The 19,415-nt window shown below is 38.0% G+C and carries 22 protein-coding genes and 1 pseudogene; 15 read left to right on the plus strand and 8 right to left on the minus strand.

Annotated elements, in window-relative coordinates:
- Nucleotides 1–204: 204 nt before the first annotated feature.
- The 5 genes from OCU50_RS19860 (at nt 205) to OCU50_RS19880 (ending at nt 4,062) form a co-directional block, all read left to right on the plus strand.
- A complete protein-coding gene (locus tag OCU50_RS19860; protein ID WP_065311178.1) occupies nt 205–744 on the plus strand; it encodes a chromosome partitioning protein ParA in 540 nt (179 codons plus the stop codon).
- Complete coding sequence (locus OCU50_RS19865; protein WP_060469391.1) at nt 741–2,144, plus strand: relaxase/mobilization nuclease domain-containing protein; 1,404 nt, start codon at nt 741–743, stop codon at nt 2,142–2,144. The genes OCU50_RS19860 and OCU50_RS19865 overlap by 4 nt, the downstream gene beginning before the upstream one ends.
- 294 nt (nt 2,145–2,438) lie before the next feature.
- Nucleotides 2,439–3,206 (plus strand): hypothetical protein, encoded by a 768-nt coding sequence (locus OCU50_RS19870; RefSeq protein WP_060469392.1) that lies wholly within the window; start codon nt 2,439–2,441, stop codon nt 3,204–3,206.
- A gap of 156 nt (nt 3,207–3,362) precedes the next feature.
- Complete coding sequence (locus OCU50_RS19875; RefSeq protein ID WP_060469393.1) at nt 3,363–3,560, plus strand: hypothetical protein; 198 nt, start codon at nt 3,363–3,365, stop codon at nt 3,558–3,560.
- 130 nt (nt 3,561–3,690) lie between these two features.
- Nucleotides 3,691–4,062, plus strand: a complete 372-nt coding sequence (locus OCU50_RS19880) for an HVO_A0114 family putative DNA-binding protein (protein WP_060469394.1) — start codon at nt 3,691–3,693, stop codon at nt 4,060–4,062.
- Nucleotides 4,063–4,837: 775 nt separating this feature from the next.
- On the opposite strand, the gene OCU50_RS19885 is transcribed toward OCU50_RS19880, so the two are convergent.
- From OCU50_RS19885 to OCU50_RS19905, 5 genes are all read right to left on the minus strand, one after another.
- Nucleotides 4,838–5,092: a helix-turn-helix domain-containing protein gene (locus OCU50_RS19885; RefSeq protein ID WP_060469395.1), complete on the minus strand. Its 255-nt coding sequence runs from the start codon at nt 5,090–5,092 to the stop codon at nt 4,838–4,840.
- Nucleotides 5,093–5,329: 237 nt separating this feature from the next.
- Nucleotides 5,330–6,175, minus strand: a complete 846-nt coding sequence (locus OCU50_RS19890) for a DUF3037 domain-containing protein (RefSeq protein ID WP_060469396.1) — start codon at nt 6,173–6,175, stop codon at nt 5,330–5,332.
- Nucleotides 6,172–6,888 (minus strand): HipA family kinase, encoded by a 717-nt coding sequence (locus OCU50_RS19895; RefSeq protein ID WP_060469397.1) that lies wholly within the window; start codon nt 6,886–6,888, stop codon nt 6,172–6,174. The genes OCU50_RS19890 and OCU50_RS19895 overlap by 4 nt, the downstream gene beginning before the upstream one ends.
- Nucleotides 6,889–7,166: 278 nt before the next feature.
- The gene (locus OCU50_RS19900; protein ID WP_153011327.1) at nt 7,167–7,964 is read right to left on the minus strand and encodes a hypothetical protein; all 798 of its coding nucleotides are present in this window, start codon (nt 7,962–7,964) and stop codon (nt 7,167–7,169) included.
- Nucleotides 7,965–8,306: 342 nt separating this feature from the next.
- Nucleotides 8,307–8,939, minus strand: a complete 633-nt coding sequence (locus tag OCU50_RS19905) for a GGDEF domain-containing protein (RefSeq protein WP_060469399.1) — start codon at nt 8,937–8,939, stop codon at nt 8,307–8,309.
- Nucleotides 8,940–9,274: 335 nt separating this feature from the next.
- On the opposite strand from OCU50_RS19905, the gene OCU50_RS19910 reads away from it, so the two are divergent.
- The 6 genes from OCU50_RS19910 to OCU50_RS19935 all read left to right on the plus strand — a co-directional run bounded on the left by OCU50_RS19910 (nt 9,275) and on the right by OCU50_RS19935 (nt 12,824).
- On the plus strand, nt 9,275–10,240 hold the full coding sequence (locus OCU50_RS19910) for a helix-turn-helix transcriptional regulator (protein ID WP_060469400.1): 966 nt from the start codon (nt 9,275–9,277) through the stop codon (nt 10,238–10,240).
- Nucleotides 10,241–10,350: 110 nt separating this feature from the next.
- On the plus strand, nt 10,351–11,283 hold the full coding sequence (locus tag OCU50_RS19915) for an ATP-binding protein (RefSeq protein WP_235588162.1): 933 nt from the start codon (nt 10,351–10,353) through the stop codon (nt 11,281–11,283).
- Nucleotides 11,280–11,618 (plus strand): hypothetical protein, encoded by a 339-nt coding sequence (locus OCU50_RS19920; protein ID WP_025576235.1) that lies wholly within the window; start codon nt 11,280–11,282, stop codon nt 11,616–11,618. Before OCU50_RS19915 ends, OCU50_RS19920 begins: the two co-directional genes overlap by 4 nt.
- A 14-nt stretch (nt 11,619–11,632) precedes the next feature.
- Nucleotides 11,633–11,998, plus strand: a complete 366-nt coding sequence (locus OCU50_RS19925) for a hypothetical protein (RefSeq protein WP_060469401.1) — start codon at nt 11,633–11,635, stop codon at nt 11,996–11,998.
- A gap of 10 nt (nt 11,999–12,008) precedes the next feature.
- The gene (locus OCU50_RS19930; protein ID WP_025612725.1) at nt 12,009–12,413 is read left to right on the plus strand and encodes a hypothetical protein; all 405 of its coding nucleotides are present in this window, start codon (nt 12,009–12,011) and stop codon (nt 12,411–12,413) included.
- A complete protein-coding gene (locus OCU50_RS19935; protein ID WP_025576241.1) occupies nt 12,414–12,824 on the plus strand; it encodes a tellurite resistance TerB family protein in 411 nt (136 codons plus the stop codon).
- Between the two features lie 423 nt (nt 12,825–13,247).
- On the opposite strand, the pseudogene tnpC (OCU50_RS19940) reads toward OCU50_RS19935, so the two are convergent.
- Nucleotides 13,248–14,187, minus strand: a pseudogene (gene tnpC / locus OCU50_RS19940) (IS66 family transposase); the annotation flags it as partial.
- Nucleotides 14,188–14,267: 80 nt separating this feature from the next.
- On the opposite strand from tnpC (OCU50_RS19940), the gene tnpA reads away from it, so the two are divergent.
- The 4 genes from tnpA (at nt 14,268) to OCU50_RS19960 (ending at nt 17,417) form a co-directional block, all read left to right on the plus strand.
- Nucleotides 14,268–14,621, plus strand: a complete 354-nt coding sequence (gene tnpA / locus OCU50_RS19945; protein WP_055451982.1) for an IS66 family insertion sequence element accessory protein TnpA — start codon at nt 14,268–14,270, stop codon at nt 14,619–14,621.
- Nucleotides 14,618–14,974 carry an IS66 family insertion sequence element accessory protein TnpB gene (tnpB, locus tag OCU50_RS19950; RefSeq protein WP_016769320.1) on the plus strand — a complete coding sequence of 119 codons (357 nt, stop codon included), beginning with the start codon at nt 14,618–14,620 and terminating at the stop codon, nt 14,972–14,974. The genes tnpA and tnpB overlap by 4 nt, the downstream gene beginning before the upstream one ends.
- A gap of 55 nt (nt 14,975–15,029) precedes the next feature.
- Entirely contained in the window at nt 15,030–16,613 is a 1,584-nt protein-coding gene (gene tnpC / locus OCU50_RS19955; RefSeq protein ID WP_016769319.1) for an IS66 family transposase, read from the plus strand.
- Nucleotides 16,614–17,165: 552 nt separating this feature from the next.
- Nucleotides 17,166–17,417 (plus strand): hypothetical protein, encoded by a 252-nt coding sequence (locus tag OCU50_RS19960; RefSeq protein ID WP_060469782.1) that lies wholly within the window; start codon nt 17,166–17,168, stop codon nt 17,415–17,417.
- 345 nt (nt 17,418–17,762) lie between these two features.
- On the opposite strand, the gene OCU50_RS19965 is transcribed toward OCU50_RS19960, so the two are convergent.
- Together OCU50_RS19965 and OCU50_RS19970 are read right to left on the minus strand one after the other, a co-directional pair.
- Nucleotides 17,763–18,380 (minus strand): deoxynucleoside kinase, encoded by a 618-nt coding sequence (locus OCU50_RS19965; protein WP_060469781.1) that lies wholly within the window; start codon nt 18,378–18,380, stop codon nt 17,763–17,765.
- Between the two features lie 78 nt (nt 18,381–18,458).
- The gene (locus OCU50_RS19970) at nt 18,459–19,376 is read right to left on the minus strand and encodes a viperin family antiviral radical SAM protein (RefSeq protein WP_060469780.1); all 918 of its coding nucleotides are present in this window, start codon (nt 19,374–19,376) and stop codon (nt 18,459–18,461) included.
- Nucleotides 19,377–19,415: the final 39 nt, after the last annotated feature.

The raw sequence follows: 19,415 nt of genomic DNA on the forward strand, positions 1-19,415 counted from the left end.
TAAAAAATGAAATTTTAAGCAAGCTGTGTCTGCGCGTTTATTTGTTCCAAATAAAACTCCGACAAATACTCCGCCCATTCAGGTTGGTTGCACTAACCCCCTTCGGTGTTAGCGCTGGTTTATCATATGCTGTAAGTCTTAGATCGTAATAACCATATCTAATTATTTGAGAGGTGAGTCTAAATACAACAAAAGGTAATAATTATGAAAAACGATATATTAGATATTCTAAGGGATGTAGGGGCAGAGGACTTTAGAGCTATTGAAGCTGCCATAAAGACAGTAAAAAAAGAGAAATACAAAGCTCGTAAAGAACCTGCTGATTTGCAGATTAAATCAGTAAAGACAAATCTCACTGAAAAAGAATATCAAGAACTAGTTAACAAGCAATGCATAGCTGGTTATTCAAAGCTTTCAGCATTTACTCGTGACATCATCAATAATGCTGTAAAAGTCAAACCCATCATTCTAGAGGCATCTAAAGAGTTCTTCACAGAAACTTCAGAACTCACTGAACACATTAAAACAATTGCCAACGATATTGATAATAGTAAATCTCTCACAAGAGATGAAATAGAAAGTACTCTTGTTGTACTAGCAGGATTATTAAGAGAGTTTCAAGCCACTCGTCACTTGCTAGTGAATAGCTTTACTCTAGAAGTGGCTTATGAAATAGCAAAACAGCATTTAAATGAAGACAAGCTTTTTCAGCTATTGAAAGAAATTAATGGGTTCAAGTCATGATCTATAAGGAACCTGAACAAAAAGGCGGTAAACACACAGATCAAACCGCAAATGCTCTCATAAAGTATGTTGCTGGTGACGATGAACGAGTGGCTAAATATTTAGTAAATTATGGTGCAGGAGCCACTAAAGTCGCTGGTGCATTAACAGAATTTATTTATGCAAATAATATTATAAATATCCCTGTAAATGCTAAAAACGCACTAGGGGAGATGTTAGATATGTCACTTGCGATAAGGGAGATGCAAGAATCTATAAGGCTTAACCCAAGTGCTAAACAGCAGTTTAAGCACATGATAGTTAGCCTCGATACAAATGAAAGCTTAACTAATCCACAATGGTGTAAAACAGCTAAAAATTTGATGAGCCGTTTGGGTTATGCAAATTGTAGATATATTGTCTTTAAACATAATGATACCGACCAAGAACATATACATATAATCACATCTACCATCGATATAGTGACAAGAAAGCGCATCAAAGACTCTTATAGCAAGATACGAGCACAAAAAGTAATGAGGGAGCTAGAGATAGAGTTTGGTCTGCGCCAATTAGTAAGTAGTAATGAGATTGGTTACGATACCGATGCTGCTATTAATGACGCTAAAAAATTTAACAAAAAGGCTAAAATCGCTCGGCTAGTAAAAACAGGTATCAATAAGTTAAAGCCTGGTTCTAATCTTGCAGAGTTTGTCACTGCTGTTGAGTCAACACATTCAAGCCTCAAAGTAGAGCTACAAACAAAGAAGGGGATGGCGGTGGGTATAGTATTTAATCTCGACGGGGTTCGAATGTCTGCTTCCCAGTTAGGTGGAAATCGAAAATATACACTCGGAAAGCTTATTGGAAACGGTATTCTACATGACGCCTGTAAGGACCTGAGTAACTACGAAGAAGAACTTGAAAGAGCGGCTGCGCACGCTCAAGAACAATCAGATAATGCGTTTAGAGTTTATGAAAGTAAGCAAGATCAAGATATGAAGACTTATCTTGTGATGCTTTCTGTGAATGTTAGATATCGCAGGGAAGTGGAACGGTTAATAGATGACATGAAGTGGAATCTGAGAGCACGTAAAAGATTAAAAGGCGCTTCTGATGTCGTGTATGTCGTTGAGATGATTTCTACGCTTAAAGATGTTGAAATGGGTTTTGAAACTGTCATTGAAGCGCTTTTGTTGGATACGATTGATAAGGCATTTAGTTGCTTCACTAGGCGAAAAGCAATGGAAAATGTATTTGAAAATTTAAGTACAAAACACATTTCCGAGAGTGACTATAAGACTTTTATTGCTAGTGCTCATGTTGAGATCTTACATCAGAATGATAAACCACAACGAAGGTCGGTGAACAAACTATTAGAACGTATCATTAGCCTTGTTAACAAAGATATAGAGAAGTAGCCTAATACTTATAGCTGTTATTAAATGTAGTCATATTACTTTCTATATATAACGCCCTAGTCATTATTTTTAATGTCTACCTAATGCTTAAAAATTAATGATTCGTCATGGTTAATAAATTATTTATAAATTTTTTTCTGACGATAATAATTCAATATTAGTTCGTTTGTATTAGATAGATCTTGCGAATCAATATCTTAAAATTATATTTTTGGTAAATTTCAGTTTCTTTACTTATATTAATCTAACTGGTATCTTATATTAAAAGACAAGAATAATTTTCAAGGTTTAATTATGGCCAATAACGCAGATGCAATTAATGTGGCAGTAGATAAAGAAAGATATAACAAAAATAATGATGGTATGTATTATACTCCGTATCGACATAGAAAAGGTATGACTCTTTATCTTCGATTAAATATAAAGATAAATAATGAAGATTCTAGAAATAGATCTCCAATGACAATGGTGATTAATGTTGCTCAAAAACGTATTGATGAGTACCCCAAGTATACATTTGAAGAATTTGTAACTAACAATGCTTCTGAATGTGTGAAGTCGGGGGAGCACGAGATTACTAGAGGGGCCTATGAAAAATTTTTAGCCAAACATAAATACTATTACAGAATATATCATGAAGCAAAAATGAATGAATGTCGTGGTTACTTCGAGATTGACAGAGCGGGAATTAAGAAAGAGGCGGCAAAGATATCAAAGCCAGTGCATGACGTAGCAGATATTGTTGAAAAGCTTGCTCTAGATGGTATTTTGACTGCTGTAGAAGCACAAGATCTGTATCAGTCAATGTACAGAATTAAACAAGTATTAGACGCGTACGTTATGCCTGATATTCTCTTTCAGAATATGCTTTTCTATGATAAAAAATTAACTGATAAAATTAAGACTTACAATCATTTATCTAACTTCAAAATTTCAAGTAAAGCAAATGCTGATCGTTTTATTAAACACATGAGTAAAATAGACAGTTTTGAAACTGGTAATAGAGTTAAAAAGTTAAGCACTGAAAGAAAGGTATTAGAGTCTTTGTGTCCCACTCTTTAATAAACCTCATTGATATCTGCCAGATCAAAGATCTGGCTTTTTACATTTTATGCGAATGTACATTTTGGAATCTAGAGGATGAATAGGATTGTTTTTCACAAAATGATGGATTATTATTAACTCATACTCTTCTGTCAACATGTAATAGGGATGATTATGAAGGATGATATTCATGAGCAGCTTGGCGTCAATAAGTCATTTCTTAACGAAACATTTGCAATGATCCGTATATCAAAAAATGGTGAAGTTTGGGTGCAATACCAAGATAAGATGGATATACCATCAGGCTCTAAAGCAATTAATATTACAGCTGATGTTCTTAAAATTATTGCGCTTTATAAAAGTAGTGAGTAATAATAGTGCGGTTTAATGAAATTAGATTTAGATAATAAGGTTTGAGAAATCGACTGTAATTTATCATTATTATCACTGTTTTCTCTTTCCATTAAAGGGAAGTATTATATTTTATAGATATGGATAGACTATGAAAGCTCGAATTGGAATAGCCGATGAAGAACTAGTTCGTAAGTATATGTTGGATGTTTCAGCTGGTAAATTAAACCATGTAGAAAATTTTCCTCATTTGTGGTTTACATCATTAACGGATCTGGCCCAGGTTTTAACTAACGAAAATATTAAGCTTTTGTATATGATTTCTCGTGATAGAGCAAATAGTGTAAGGAAGTTATCTGAGATAACAAGTCGCAGTGTCGAAGAACTTTCGATTTCTATTGACGACCTTGCATCTAAAGGTTTTGTTCGTATTGATAGGTGTGGAAACGAAGAGTGTCTTACAGCAATCTATACATCTTTTGTGATACTAGTGGGCAAAGAACTGGAAGAGCTGCTTCAATAGCTACTTTGATACTAAAATCAAGCGCACTGATACTTTTTTTGTTGTTCCCAAGGCATAGAACAGAAATGGGGCATGCGAAGAGAAATGGCTAACTCCGCAATATACGACTAACTGGCGAGATATTATACTTAAAGTAACGTGCTAAGAGCTTAATTCGGGACATAGGTATTTTTATCATGCACATAACACCGACGTGATTACGAGTTGCTAAGCTAGCTAAAACGAATGGCGATATTTCTGAGCCAAAAAAAGCTATTTACGACGTGGAAGAAAACTATTATCAAACTTGTTTCCTCAGTAAGGCTCAGTTTTAGTCCTAATTATCACGAAGCGAATCGATTCACGATGGCTTTACCGACACCACTGGTAGGGGGGCCGTGTAAACAGCTCCATCCATAATAACATGTTCCTGCTAAGGTTTAAATTTAGAATAACGAGCTGAACCTCGCACTAAAGGCTCCTCTAATATGAAGGGAATATCTTTGATTTGTGCCAAAATCGATCTCTTCTTCACGAGTGAAGTCTGCCATAGATTCAAATGTAAGTAACGTAGCATCAAAAAATAGAGCATTAAGAATAATAGGGAAGTTCTAGGGGCAGGATTTGCTTTTACAGCAATTAGATAATCTAATCAAAATTCTATAATTCCTGCTGCTACCGCTTGCCACTCACTTAGGGGATACGAATAAGCTGCTCGCGCAACCATCGAGTTGCTAACTCGATGATGATTGTGAGATAACTATCTAGTTATAGAGTTAGTTTTATTTATAGCATTTTACCAATCATCAGGGTCGCAAACTTTTACATGCTCACGACTTACAGCTTTGTGTTGAATATGTAGTTCAAGCTCTAGTGACGACAGCAGTCGCATCAGACTTTCGATACAGGACGAGGCAGGATCACGTTCAAGTTTCGATACCGTTGTCTGTTTTAGGCCAACGATATCTCCGACCTTAGTTTGGTTCCGCCTTTGATTCCTGCGTACATCACGCAAGTATATTCCTAGTTGCTTAGGACTAGTTATGAGCATATATACCTCCAATGTAAATTAATCCCTATAGAGGATAATATCACGTTAACCCTTTGAGGGGTTAAAATTGATTTTACCCCCTCAAAGGGGTAATAAGTTTAGAAAATGTTTAGTACTTTCAAACACACCTTTGGACAATTTCGTGTTACAAATTTCCTTAGATAAGTGTTTTATGGGTTATGTAAAGAAAAGAAAAACCGCCCGAAGGCGGTTCAAAAAATATTACTTATACAATACTCAGCTTAATTTGAAGTCAACTGGCGCGATTGACAAATCTGGTTCAGCAAAATCTAGGATCTTCTCTTTATTCTTGAAAGGTAAGACTTGAACTCCTAATCGCTTCATTCCATTCTTTACCGAATCAAACGCCATTAGAATCTCATGCTTATTAGATTTTGGTGCTTCAATCGTAAATAAAAAGTCCTCAGCTTTAACTGTTTTCGCATCAAGTATATGCCCCACACGAGAAATCCATTTGTCACCGTGATCTGCAATATTCATGGGTTTAGCTTGATTGAATGACATAGGTTTAATTGCACGAAGATCTCTGCCAATTACCGTAACTAATGGAATTTTTATTTTACCAAACCCTGCATCAACAGAGCTTTCCTTGTATCTAAATGGAAGAGACCCAAATTGTTCTCTAAGCTCTCTAACCATTAATCGCTCACGCTGCTCTTTGGTTACAGGTAGATCCCTACCAATATAAGTTTGATATAGGCGATTAAGAATTTCGTCGCCATTTTCAGCAAGTATTACACCAGTTTCACTGAACGTCATTACTGCTTCACGTTTACGCGTTAACTCATGCATTACAGCAGATAGCTCGTTCCCATCAACTCTTTTGGCATAATGCTTAATACGTTCCAACTCTGTTTCCATAAATGAACGGGCTTTACCATAAAGCCCTCCATCAATGTCATCAAAAAAATTGTTTATACGTGTGAATGGTGCTGGTGCAAGTTTAATAAGCACTGTATTTGGGTAGTCGTTAGCCCATAGAACAACCCCAACGTTCGCAAACTCTTGGGTTTCAGCAAATGGCATAAAACGTATAACAGCGTACTCAAACAGTTTTCTCACTTGATGTCCTCCCAAAAGTTATCGTTTTTATATTGGTTTAGTATAGGTAAAATTTCTTGATTTATCTGATCTATAGAGTAGATCTCAAGCCACTCTTCAGGAAGCTCAGCTAGAGCATCGTCCATTTCTTTTAAAGATAGTTCAATTAGCTCTGTGTAGTATGCCCGCTCAGTCTCGAAAATGTCGTTCCATTTTATAAATGGCGCAGATACATGTAATTCTTTATGCTTGCTAAGTTCGAATTCCTTATCAAACGCTAAATTATGATCAATTACAAGCGCATTGCCTTCGGCTGGGTTATAGAAAAAATTGGGATTCCCTTGCCCCTCTCTGAGAGTTCGGTCATTGTTTCTAACCCAGTAATCAAAGAAGTAAAGGTCTTTTAGCAACTGCTTTGGTAGTTTACCTAACGTTGATGTTGTTACATCTTGAATATTCTCAACAAAGCTTGAAGCGAAATTGTACTCGTACAACTCCTTTATTTTTTGTAAAGGACTATCGGCCCACGCTAATGCGAAATCAGGGATTGGCAAGCCAAAAGCAGTACCTAGTCTGGCGCAGATCCATTCTTTAACCAGACCATTAGATGTTGCTTTTCGTCCTTTGACAATATGTTTAGTGTTCTCATCATCAGTGCAAAGGTAAGGTGTTGTTTTTCCTTGAGTCATTTCTCGTGAGATTTTCTCAATACAAATCTCTTCTTTTTTTGCCATGGAATCTCTCTTTCCTACAACATTACCGAGTACCAAAACTCGATCAAGCACCATTATGCCAGTCACTTGAACGGGTGTGCATATTTATTTTGTGTGTTGATGAAGTGATCAGCATCTTTTAAATTAGAAATCAAGTTAAGTGACGTCCCATGATACCTTTAATTATTCATTAATTGTTAATTTTAGGATGTCACTGACTTAGTTTGGGGCAACAATGGCTTGGAACTGTCGAACTAAACCATAAACTCTCAACAATCTCTATTTAGGGAAGTGATAATTTAATGGCCTATCAGTTCATTGAGCTTGGCGTACCTTTCAACATAGCGATCTAAAGAGTGATCGTTCCCCAGAGAGAAGGCTTCATGGTCATCACCTAAAGTCGATAGGCGCACATAGTAAGCACTCTGGTTACTAGGGGTGAGTTCTATTTCTGTGCCCTTGCGTGCAAACCCATAAAAGCTAGCGACTCTAAATTGAAAATGAATCGAATAAACCAACATTTCGAGCGCATAGTTACTAGGAATGGATTTTTCATTCTCAAACTCTGACATCCTAGATAAAAAAACTTGCAACTCAACCAACAACTGAGTCATCTTTTCAGAGTTTTCATCTTCAGCATATTTTATGCAATCTCTGAAGGTTGGTTCAAATCCATTTGGCTTCGTATGTTCACTAAACTCTTTTGCTAGGTTTTCTTTATGCTCATCCGATCGCGGCGAAAGCCTGTTCGCAAGGTAGAAGCTACGTAAGGAGGTACTACATTGTTGAGCATAAGTATCTATATTAGCTAGCGCATGAGGCAAAAATGCTCTAGCGGCAATGAAGTTTCGTTTAGATTCACACCGTGCTCTCTCTTTTTCCAACTTTCTAGCTTGTGCATCTAAGTAGATAGCTATACCAGCAGTTATCGCAGCAGCAAGAAGAGCAATCATACCAGCATTGAATGTTTGCCATTCAAACCAAATCTTAAGTGTACTTTGATAACCTTCCGATGCTAGAGGAATCAATACCATAGAGCACAGATACCAGCCCAAAAAAACGCTAAAAATCAGACCAGTAACAAGTTTTATGCGCAAAAACCCACCCCTCTATTGATATCCTCGTCCGCAAGCACTCGACATTTCATCATTATGTACAACGCTAATTAAAATGACTAAACAAACTCATAGTAGAATCTTACATAAGAAAACGTTGGTCAATATAATCGTTCTTGTTTAGTGAAGAGTAACGACTCTAAGCAGGAATGGGGCAAAAATTTGTCAGGTTTTTCTGACACATCCTTGACGTTTTTTAAGTAACAAAGTACGAATTGTGATGAAGCGATCAATATTCGTATGTGTTAAATCTTAACTTACCCATGTAGTTCCTAGTCCATATTAGTTGTTTACTCATAGAGATCCTAGTTTTTGGATGGTTCGTTAACGAATGCGACCACCTTTCTTTTGATACATATCGAGGTCAACCAAACTGATTAATTGGTTCGATGTTAATCTCTCATCGCCTTTCATGTTGTAAACATAACTTCCAGTAGTGACGGTGATGGAAAGTGATGAACGAGCAAGTGGTAGTCGTTGTTTTGCGAGTGTTTCGTGCAGTTGTTTACACCAAACATTGATTTCTTGATGTGTTGCATTGGGTAGCACCGCAAGGAATTCGTCGCCGCCATAACGTGAGATAGATTCGTAAGGCTTCTGAATATTCTTGAGTGCACTACCCACATAAGACAAAACTTCATCCCCGACCACATGTCCTTCTGTATCGTTGATTATTTTAAGATGATCGACATCTATAAAGACTAGCCCTAGTGAGTTCAATTGTTCATTTTTTAAAGACATTTCTAAGTATGTCATCCCGTACTCACGAGTTTCAACTTTAGTTAAGCAGTCCGTTCGAATCTGATTTTCTAAAGAGTACACCTTATCCTTGAGCTTCTTATTTTCTACTTCTAAGAAACGTATCTGATTGATTAGATCCTGCCATGACGCTTTACTAATTGTGCTGATATCAAGGGGTTCAGCAGAGACATTCTTATCACACGTATTAACAGACATTATGCACTCCAATGTTAAAAGTGTCCTTAATAGAAGTGATCTTAAATTCAAGTGCGACATTATGTGTCACATAGAGCAAGGGATTTTCTGTGCGTTAGAAATGGCTCTATCACTCAAAGTGATTGTTTTTTAGACGGTTTGGTGCGACACAATTTGACATACAACACGTTATAGTCAATTTGTTAGGTATACGACTGCTTGTTTCTTAACTAAAGGTTGCATATTGAGGTATAAGGAGTTCATTAAAAGGTATGACATGACAATATGAAATATCATTTCTTTTCAGTTGTATCAAATAAAGACATCATTTTTTGAAAAATTAGGTAAGACTAAGTATGGCCAAACGAACAAGCACTCAAGAGTCTCTTGTTGTAGCGTTTGAGTTGCTAAAGCGGATACCAAAATCACATCAAGTTACGGCACGAGAGCTTCACCAGCAATTAGAGCATATTGGTATAGAGAGGGAACTCCGTACAATTCAGAGGAATTTAGAACTGCTTTGTGAACACTTTGACATCATTCGTGATGAAAGAAGTAAACCATATGGGTATCGTTGGAACAAAGAAGCTGGGGGGATGACGCTACCTAAGCTGTCAGCACAAGAGGCATTGCTTTTAAACCTAGCAGAAGAGTATTTGATTAAGCTCTTACCAGTTAACATAACAGCGTCACTTGATGGTTTTTTTCAAGAGGCCAAATACAAACTCAACCCAACGAGTGGAAACTCTAGAGAAAGAGAGTGGCTAAAAAAGGTGAGAGTAGTGAGTGAAACTCAACCACTATTGCCACCCAAAATTGCCACAAAGGTATTTTCCGCAATTAGCGAAGCTCTATATCACGATCGTTTGCTCAATATTGATTATTACAATACTAAACAAGTTCAAAAGTCTGCATTGGTGATGCCGTTAGGTTTGGCTCAGCAAGGCCAACGAATGTACTTAGTTTGTCGATTTGATGGCTATGACAACGAACGGAGCATCGCAGTTCATCGGGTAAGTAAAGCCTCTGTTTCATCTTTCGGTTTTGAACGCCCAAAAGAGTTTAAGCTAAGCCAGTATGATGCTGATGGAAGGTTTGGTTTTGGCGAAGGACAGAAGATCTCCCTAGAACTTGAAGTTAAAAATGAGTTAGCGTTGCTTCTTTCGGAAACACCAATCTCGACAGACCAAAACATTACCCAACAGGGGGACATATACAAAATTTCAGCAACTGTGGTTGACTCAAAGCTATTAGTTCAATGGCTCTCTGGATTTGGTGACTTAGTTATAACACAACGCATAAATAGAAACTTTGAAGGTTAAATGAGTTGGAGATAAGCGGATAAAAATTTATTTAAAAAAGTTTTACACGTGTAAAAACACTTTGAAATCAATCAGTAGGTACAGTAAATTGTATCCATCAAACTATTAGAATGAATCAATATCATATGCCTATAGTCCAATCAAGCGCTGTCAGTAAACCAGCTCCAGTGACAAAGAACAAAGATCTTTTTGTTACGCCAGTTACTCCAAAGTTTTCATTTAATGATTTGATTCTTAGCGAAAAAATTGAGAGTCAAATCTATGATTTGTTATCTTCTAGAGAGAACCAAGACAAAATATTCAGTGATTGGGGTTTCAATCAAACCCACAAACACCAGAGTAAAATTGCTTTAAATCTATATGGTGCACCTGGTACAGGAAAAACCATGGCAGCTCACGCCATAGCTAATCAGCTAGGACAAAATATTATCGAAGTAAATTACGCTGATATTGAGTCCAAGTACGTCGGTGATACGCCTAAAAATTTACAAAAAGTATTTGAAGCTGCGACCCAGACAAATAGCGTTCTTTTTTTTGATGAAGCAGATGCTATGTTGAGTAGACGTGTTACTAACATGTCAAATTCAACGGACACAAGTGTCAATCAAACTAGATCTGTACTTTTAGTTCTTCTAAACAACTTCACGGGAACTATTATCTTTGCCACTAATTTTATATCCAATTATGATCCTGCCTTTATGAGAAGAATACTTGGGCATGTTCATTTCACTCTTCCTGATCAGAAAGAGCGAGAAAAAATTTGGTCTAGGTTGACACCTAAGAACTTTCCAAACTCTCTCGATTTCACAAAAATTGCTAAAGACTATTCAGGGGTATCAGGCAGCGACATTTCAAATGCAATACTTAAAGCTGCATTTCGAACAGCTAAAGAGAACTTAAGTAGTGCACCACACCGCTACTTTGAAGATTCCATTAATCAAATAATTAAGAGTAAAGAGGATAACTCTGTTATATCTATGACTAGTAGAAAAGTCACAGAGGAGTATGCTTTAAAACAATTAAACAACGAGGTTGAAAAATGATTCCTTTTGTATTACTTGCTGGCGCAGCAATCATGGGTATAGGCGCAGTGGCAACATTCTGGAGTGACATTAAAGAGTGGATTGTACGTGGCGCAAAAAAAGTAGCAGAAGTTGTACGTGGCGTAGTGTTTGGCGTTCGTGTTTTTGTAAAGAAAATGCGAGATGCATTCAAAGAAATATCTCGACATTACAGTAAAGACCGACAAGGTAATTGGGAAGAAACTACTGTTACAAGAAAAGTATCACCTAGTGAAGTTCCACAAGAAATCCTTGACATGGCAAATGCTATGTCTGAAACAGATATCACCAGTAAACTAGAACTAGAATTAAGCTAATTAAGGAAATGCAAATGAGTAAAGATGCACTCAATGAATTAAAAGAAGCCTGGGAATCTACTCTTGATGCTATTTTTTTAGAGCCTCAATCTGTTGAAGAAATTGTAGGCAACTTATCAGAAAATACTGATAAGTTGATAATGAAAAAAGAAAAACTTAATGAGCTTACCTTTATCGCTGGTACATTTAAAATCATGGCTCATTGCGATAATAATGAGGCGATAGCAAAAGCAGAATTGTTTTTCCAGACAAGAAGTAAAGAATGGGTAAAAGATGAACTAACAAAAAGATTTACTCATCGTTTATTTAAAGAGGGAGAGTTTGAAAAATTACTATCTCAGGGAAGTATAGATTTCAAAATAGTTCACCCTCTCAAGTAAGGATCTGTCAATGGGAACAATCTTTTTTTCGCTTATCGTGATTTGTATTGGTATTGCCTTGTTTAAACGTATATGGCCTTTAATCGTATTAGGAGTTGTGATTTGGTTGGTATACCTATTTCCCGTACCAACAATATCAATTATGGCGATCCTTGCATTATTAGGCTACTGGGTTGATAGTTCTTCAAAAAAAGACTTAGCTACGATTGAAACGTACCTTGAGGAAAAAGGTATGTTAGATATAGGACAAATCGCAAGTGGTACATCGATAAGCGAGTCATCTATCAATACGGCACTTGAAAAATTGATTGAAGTAAATAAAGTTGAAAAAGTAGAACTTAAGAAAGGAGAATTTCTTTATAAATCTCACAACTATAAAGAAGTTAGTAAGACCACTGAAATAGAACTAGACTAAATGAAAATGGAAAACAATTACCTAACGGAAGTTTTTACAACTAAAAGATCAAAAGAAAATTTGGTACATGCGTTAGCTAAATTAGCCTACGCTGATAATCAAGTGGACAAAACTGAAATCCAAATAGTACAAGAGATCGCTCTTCAAGTGGGCTTAGGTCAAGAAATACCGTCGCAACAAGAAGTGAAAGAAATTAAAATTCTTTTTGACAATAGAGAACAGGAAATCAGCTTCTTCAAAGAGGCTATTCGTCTTGCTATCGTCGATGAGAATTACTCTGACATTGAAAGAGAGTTTTTAAAGTCATTATCTGAGAGCTTCGGTTGGAGCAAGGAAGACTTCTCCAAACTTGAGGAGGAACAAGAAAGTTTACACTGGCTTAAGCACACTCAAACTATTGAGCTAGATTAAACTTTTATCAAACCTAACTCTTTGGTTCATAAACATCCTTTTATTAACTGGATGTTTATGGACATATATATTCGTAAGAAATTACGGTGAGTAAACTTGATAAAGTATATTGTAGTTTTCGTCTTAACTGTGTTATTTAGAACCTTTTTATAAAACTATAGATAGCTTTATAAAAAGGTAATTAGAAGGTATGCCTCGTCATTCCAATAAGCTCGTTAGTATTGAGGAAAAGGTTACCATCATTCTCAAGGTTCATATTATCGGCATCGACTTAGTAAAACATATTTTCCATTTTGTCGGCCACAATTTATCAGGTCGAGAGGATTTTCGCAAAAAAATAACCATACAGAAATTACGTCAATTGCTCTCAAACAAAATTTTCTCCCTACACTCATCGAGATTTAAAGTCTAATGTTGGGCAGCTTAGTGCTGACTTAGAGGTAACCATTTACCAGTAGTCACTTGATTTTGTGGATTACAGGCTAAGCACCTCAGAGTAGGCTTGCGAAGTGTAACTGCTTTAATTATTTCCATTATAGCAGACAGGTTCGAGATGCCTCGTTTGTTACAGGTCTCAACAAGCTAATGCATACGGCCCCTGAACTTGTCGCCCGTATCAGATTTCGTTCCGAAGCTAATCTTACGTTGGATGACACTGCAACTTATTCTCCGCTCTGCTTCGTTGTTGTTAAGGGGGGATTGAAGTATCGGTTAAAAATAACCCCAAGCTTTGACTGTGAGATTGTAGCTTTTTACATCAACCTTTATATCTCTGAACAACTATCCCACTGCCTTTTTGAAACCAGTGGTCGAAGGACTTTCGCAGTCGATTTATGCGGCGAATATACTGTTCGGGCTGGATGTCTGCATTTTCCAAGCGGTGGCGTATTCTGAAAACCATATTGGAGATCAGTGTTAGCCGTTGTCCAACGAGAGCGGTATAACCACCACCAGTATAATCAGCGATTTACTGAAGATTTCGTTTCACATGTGACCAGCACCGTTGATGTTTTTCTGGCTTTAACCAGTTATAGCTTGGGCATTGGTCAGTGACCACAAGGCCGCTATAATTCTTACCTAACATTGTCTTGGCGGAGTGGGTTGAACGAGAGAACAAGATCTTTTCGTAGACAAGGTCTTCACTGGCGACCAACCAACACCAACGTAAGCTCTCTTCACCATTACGAGGATGGGAGGTTTCATCTACCTGAACTAGCGGTGCTGTTTGGATACTATCTCGTATTGCATGATGTAAAGGGGTCAACATTGAAGCCACTTTGGTCTGAGCTTCGCTGATGGCACCCACAGAGAACGTCATACCCAGTTGCTCTTTTAGCAGAGAGCGAATTTTGCGGATACTTAGTAAGCGTCTTTAAATCGACTCATTCAATCCTTTTAATAAACGTCGTAACCTTTAACTTTTATCGTTAAAGGTACTCGAAAATGTCTCAGCATAGATCTCAGCAAGAATGGCTACGCCTTGTTCAGAAGTATTACAATAGTGAGCAGTCTGCCGCTCAGTTTTGTTTAGAGCACAATCTTCATCCAAAAACATTTGATAACAACCGTCGCAAACTACACCACTTAGTCAACCTGCCTAAAAAACGAGAAGATTCACTTTCTGAATTCGTTGTTGTTGAAAAAACAGCCATGCTAAACACCAAAACCGAGCAACTGCCTCCCTCTACGTTACCTACGGAATTACGCCTTGAAGCGGGAGCATGCTCTCTTCATGTACCTCGTGATGTAGCACCTCAGTGGCTCGGTCTTCTATTGAAGGAGCTTGCTGTTGTATGAAAATGTTCCCTGATATCTCTGTTATCTATCTCCACAAGGCGCCCGTCGATTTTAGAAAGGGCATTAACGGCTTGAGCTTTATTGTTGAACAGAATATGAACCTTAATCCCTTCTCTGAAGCGCTATTTGTCTTCTCTAATCGCACGCGGGATAAGCTCAAAGTTCTCTACTGGCAGCGTAATGGCTTTTGCCTCTGGCAAAAGCGACTCGAAAAAGACAAGTTCGCTTGGCCAAGAAAAATGCCAGGGAAAACCCTCTCATTAACGGAAGAGCAGTGGCATTGGTTGCTTGATGGGCTCGATATTGAAAAAATGAAACCCCATCAAACATTGAATTACCAAAGTCTTAATTAAATTAAAAAATAATAGCGTATAAGGAACTTTCGCGGCTCTCTGCGATCTTCCTTATATGCCAAATAAAAATAAAGAAGATGAGCTAGCGCTCTTACGTTCAAAAGTGACTGAGCTTGAATCTACGGTACTCACACTTCGCCAATCTCTAAGCGAGAGCGAATTAACCATCCAATCGCTGGTTGAAAAACTCAACCTAGCGCGGCGTAAACGCTTTGGTAGCAGTAGTGAAACCCTGCCCCCTCAGGACTTAGAGTTCAATGAGGCGGAGACTCATGCCGATACGATAGGTGAAGAGGAAGCACCCGATAATCCGAATGATGACGCTTCGGAAGCGGAAAACACTTCATCCGAGACAAAACGTCGTGGTCGCCCAAAGCTTCCCGAAGACCTGCCACGAGAGCGAGTCGTGGTGGACATACCAGAATCAGAAAAAACCTGCTCGTGTTGTCAGTCGATACTCTGCAGGATGGGGCAAAGCACCAGTGAAAAACTGGTGTATATCCCGGCCAAGTTGTATGTCGAAGTCACTGAAAGACCCAAATACGTCTGTCGTCAATGTGACGCGTTAGGAGAGAAGAGTGTTGTTGCAATGGCTCCACCGCCAGCATCGATTATCCCGAAAAGCATCGCGACTCCCTCTTTGCTTGCGCAAATTATCACGAACAAATACCACTATGCCCTGCCTCTCTATCGTCAAGAATCGCTGTTCAGACAATATGGGCTAGCGCTCAGCCGAAAAACGATGAGTCAATGGATACTGCGTTGCGCTGATAAGGTAGAGCCGTTAATCGCCTTACTGAAAGAAACCCTCCTTGCTCAAGATGTTCTGTTCGCGGACGAGACCACGTTGACCGTGCTCGATGACGAAAGAAAGAAAAGTTACATCTGGTTATATGGGTGTGGTCCAGACCGGGGTGGTAATGCGCAATCCCCTGGTATCGTCTTGTTCGACTATCAGGAAGGGAGTCGGGGGCATCACTGCCCTCAATCGTATCTGTCAAACTACACTGGATACCTTCATGTTGATGGGTATAAAGCGTATGAAAAGACAGAGGCGAAGTTGGTGGGTTGCTGGGCTCATGCAAGACGCAAGTTCATAGAGGCAGAGCAGAGCCAACCAAAAGGCAAGCAAGGAAAAGGGGGTAAAATCCAGTGGGCAGTGAGTTGGTTCCAAAAGCTCTATCGTGTTGAACAAGCACTCAAAGATAAGACGAGGGAAGAGCGATATGTTACCCGCCAATCAAAGACTCAGTCTCTGCTCAATGAATTCAAGGCGTGGTTAGATAAATCGGTCACTCAGGTGCCCCCTAAAAGTAAATTGGGTGAGGCGATTAGCTACAGTCTCAATCAATGGTCGAAGCTAGTAAGAGTTATCGATGATGGCCGGTTAAGCATGGATAATAACCGAGCGGAACGTTCAGTACGTCCGTTCACGGTAGGACGGAACAACTGGTTGTTCTCAAAGACTCATAATGGAGCCCGCGCCAGTGCAGTGTTGTACAGTCTTATCGAAACCGCGAAGGCTAACGACTGTGAGCCGTATGAGTACCTCGAATACGTGCTACGAGAAATCCCGAAACTGAAGAGTGAGGATGACCATGGTCATCTTCTACCTTGGAAAATGCCAAAGACGGAATAGTCCGCCCCTACAGAATACCGCTCAGAATGACAGATACCGCCTTAGTTGGCGGTATCTGCGTAGATATTAGAAAGTCAATGAGTCGGTTCGTAGACGCTTACAATATAACTGACAAGGTTTTGTCCAGAGGCTTCATAGACCTGAATTTTGACTCGTGGCACTTTCGAGCTAGAAAATGCCCCTTTAACATTGTCCTCCATAAGTGCGTGTTCGCAGAATAGACGAATTCCCCCAAATACAGCTCATATGACACCAAAATTTCATTACACATGATAAATGGGTACCATCGTGAGATTCTTGCTTCAAATGAACATGCCGATTTTTGTCCTGCAAATCGCTTTTAGAATATTACAAATCATGGTGATTAAGTGTCTGAAACCTTCACTAAGAGCGTTTGAGGGGGCGGTAGAGGCTGTTTTTGATAACTAAATCGCAGGTTTTACATAATAGGAATAGTGACACTGATTGTTGATGTGAAATTAAGATGCTTGGTCTTTTGGCGCTTTCTGGTACTTTAAGGTAGATAATTTACTAAGAAAAAGGTTGAGACATATGATTGTTGTTGATGTTCCTACATTGAGTAAGCGTCTTGTTGAGTCTGGTGTTCCTGAGAAAAAAGCGTCAGCCATTGCCATGGGAATAAACCAAGCAATAAGTGACTGTAACGTCGTATCTAAGTCTTTCTTGGTGGAAAAGATAAAAGAAATTGAAAAGAAATGGTCTCAAAAACTTTTTGCAGTCATTTTTTTTAGTGTGCTACTTAATGCTTTGATGATGTATGTAGTTTTAAAAGGTGAATTTTGAACCATTTAACGTAACTGTACTCCATGAGCACCTAAATCAAGCGCTAGCTCGACGCAACTTCCTTTGCAATATATGTGGTTATCGATGATTTGCTAGATTAGTGAAAGACCTGAGAAACTTTTGTCCAAGGACGTGCTGACGCCGATCTCGGTAAACACGTCTTTGCCCCTTTATGAGTTTGCGCAATAAATCGCTGTTCAATCTAGCCAGAATGTCACCTTACATTTGCTTATGTCGCATCACGGAGCAGTAGTGCTCATTTTCTCCCAAACATAAGCAGAAGCGGCTTTCTTTACGAGCCGTTTGTGTCCGCATATTCATGCAATATCACCGAGAGATATCGAACTAGAAACTGTACAAATTATTCCCTCCCGAAAGAACGTGCTCGACCCGATCTTTCATTAGTTGGTAATTTTCTTCTACCGAACGGCCATGCTTTTCTGATGTATCGACCTCTACAATTGGAATATCAAACCATTTAAAAACTTTGTGATATGCTGATTCAACACTATTATTTTGCGTAACTGCATCGCCGTACCACTGAACTGTGTCACCTCTGGTCTCTATTCTGTTGTTTATTGTTTCAATATCAGCTTTAACAAAAATTATCACTTCTGGAAGAAGTATTTTTTTATTAATTTTAAGTGTGTCAAAAATATTTTTGACAATATCTTCCCCAAGCATAATTGTTTGGTAAGCCAAAGTTGAAAATACATATCTGTCTAATATGATATCTTCATCGTTTAATAATTTCGAAACCTCGTTACTCTTCAATAAGTTATTTAACAAAAAGAATAAAAATGCACTCTCTTTTGACTCATAGGAGTCAATGACCTTTCTTAGATCATGAGCTTCAGGGACTACCGCATTATGAACGATAGTATTAATTTCTTTAGCATATAGAGAGCTTAATGTTGTTTTTCCACATGCATCTAACCCTTCAAAAACGATAAATTTATTCATCTGTTCCTCATCTAATATTTTGTGATTATTTATAGTTCCTATAATAAGGAACCTAGTTTTATTTTTTGTTGGTAGATTTTATGAGATTTCTACAATATCTATATTGGTTTCTTTATATCTTGAAGAAAACGTAATTGGATTAAACTCTATTTGAGAAAGAGCTTTTTCCACACCGCATGAATTAATGCATTCGCTATATTTATATCCAGATTTATTGGCAGTATTTTGGTAAAAGCAACCCTCTGGACTAATCATTAAGTATGATTCTGTCATAGTAGAATTAGACTCAGAATACATAGGTAACCCTAATCCACTATGTCTTTGAACAAAATTATCGAACTGTTCTTTGGAAATTAGTATTTCATTATCACCATAAGGCATGACCTGTAATACTTTCCATTTGTATGGTTTTAGACTAGAAATTAAATTAGAGAAATCCTCTTCCCAATTAAGACTATTAATTACAGTATTAATCTTTGTTTTGATTCCTGTTTGTGACTGTGTAAGGTTCGCTAGAGCATGTGTTAAATCATTAACACCAAAAGAGTTCCCTTTTCGATCGTTTCTTCCTATTTTCATACGTGTACTTAAGTTCTGACTGTCAAAGCTGATTCCAATCATGTCTAAAGTATCTTTCGGCAACGGTGATTTTCCATGAATTAGGTAATGTCCATTAGTTATGATTGAGGTTTTAAATCCTTTTTGTTTTGCAAGAACCAAAGCGGTAACGAACGTATTTCCTAACATCATTGGTTCCCCTCCTGCAAAGTTAAGACGAACACTTTCGTACCCCAGCTTTTCTTTTAAGACTGGAGTGCCTTTGATGAAGTAGTCTGCTAGCTTATCCAATAAGTTAGCGATTGCCTGTTCTGAACGATGGAGTTCTTTGGGGCGGCCCCATTTTGCAAAACAGTATTTACAACTGTAATTGCAGACCTCTGTCATGTGCCAATTGATTACGAGTTCTTTTGTTTTTCTAGATTGTGTTGTTGTCATGCTTTTTATACTCAGGTATTCAGATGGCTTCAGTATGAT

The sequence above is a fragment of the Vibrio toranzoniae genome, from assembly GCF_024347655.1.
In the GTDB taxonomy this organism is placed as follows: domain Bacteria; phylum Pseudomonadota; class Gammaproteobacteria; order Enterobacterales; family Vibrionaceae; genus Vibrio; species Vibrio toranzoniae.

Bases quoted from the DNA above. Each gene is read 5' to 3' on its own strand.
- OCU50_RS19885 (WP_060469395.1), bottom strand. From the start codon at position 5,092: ATGCTCATAACTAGTCCTAAGCAACTAGGAATATACTTGCGTGATGTA.
- OCU50_RS19930 (WP_025612725.1), top strand. From the start codon at position 12,009: ATGGGAACAATCTTTTTTTCGCTTATCGTGATTTGTATTGGTATTGCC.
- OCU50_RS19910 (WP_060469400.1), top strand. From the start codon at position 9,275: ATGGCCAAACGAACAAGCACTCAAGAGTCTCTTGTTGTAGCGTTTGAG.
- OCU50_RS19895 (WP_060469397.1), bottom strand. From the start codon at position 6,888: ATGGCAAAAAAAGAAGAGATTTGTATTGAGAAAATCTCACGAGAAATG.
- OCU50_RS19920 (WP_025576235.1), top strand. From the start codon at position 11,280: ATGATTCCTTTTGTATTACTTGCTGGCGCAGCAATCATGGGTATAGGC.
- OCU50_RS19965 (WP_060469781.1), bottom strand. From the start codon at position 18,380: ATGAATAAATTTATCGTTTTTGAAGGGTTAGATGCATGTGGAAAAACA.
- OCU50_RS19860 (WP_065311178.1), top strand. From the start codon at position 205: ATGAAAAACGATATATTAGATATTCTAAGGGATGTAGGGGCAGAGGAC.
- OCU50_RS19880 (WP_060469394.1), top strand. From the start codon at position 3,691: ATGAAAGCTCGAATTGGAATAGCCGATGAAGAACTAGTTCGTAAGTAT.
- OCU50_RS19875 (WP_060469393.1), top strand. From the start codon at position 3,363: ATGAAGGATGATATTCATGAGCAGCTTGGCGTCAATAAGTCATTTCTT.
- tnpB (WP_016769320.1), top strand. From the start codon at position 14,618: ATGAAAATGTTCCCTGATATCTCTGTTATCTATCTCCACAAGGCGCCC.
- OCU50_RS19935 (WP_025576241.1), top strand. From the start codon at position 12,414: ATGAAAATGGAAAACAATTACCTAACGGAAGTTTTTACAACTAAAAGA.
- OCU50_RS19905 (WP_060469399.1), bottom strand. From the start codon at position 8,939: ATGTCTGTTAATACGTGTGATAAGAATGTCTCTGCTGAACCCCTTGAT.
- tnpA (WP_055451982.1), top strand. From the start codon at position 14,268: ATGTCTCAGCATAGATCTCAGCAAGAATGGCTACGCCTTGTTCAGAAG.
- OCU50_RS19870 (WP_060469392.1), top strand. From the start codon at position 2,439: ATGGCCAATAACGCAGATGCAATTAATGTGGCAGTAGATAAAGAAAGA.
- OCU50_RS19915 (WP_235588162.1), top strand. From the start codon at position 10,351: ATGAATCAATATCATATGCCTATAGTCCAATCAAGCGCTGTCAGTAAA.
- OCU50_RS19970 (WP_060469780.1), bottom strand. From the start codon at position 19,376: ATGACAACAACACAATCTAGAAAAACAAAAGAACTCGTAATCAATTGG.
- OCU50_RS19960 (WP_060469782.1), top strand. From the start codon at position 17,166: ATGATTGTTGTTGATGTTCCTACATTGAGTAAGCGTCTTGTTGAGTCT.
- OCU50_RS19865 (WP_060469391.1), top strand. From the start codon at position 741: ATGATCTATAAGGAACCTGAACAAAAAGGCGGTAAACACACAGATCAA.
- OCU50_RS19925 (WP_060469401.1), top strand. From the start codon at position 11,633: ATGAGTAAAGATGCACTCAATGAATTAAAAGAAGCCTGGGAATCTACT.
- tnpC (WP_016769319.1), top strand. From the start codon at position 15,030: ATGCCAAATAAAAATAAAGAAGATGAGCTAGCGCTCTTACGTTCAAAA.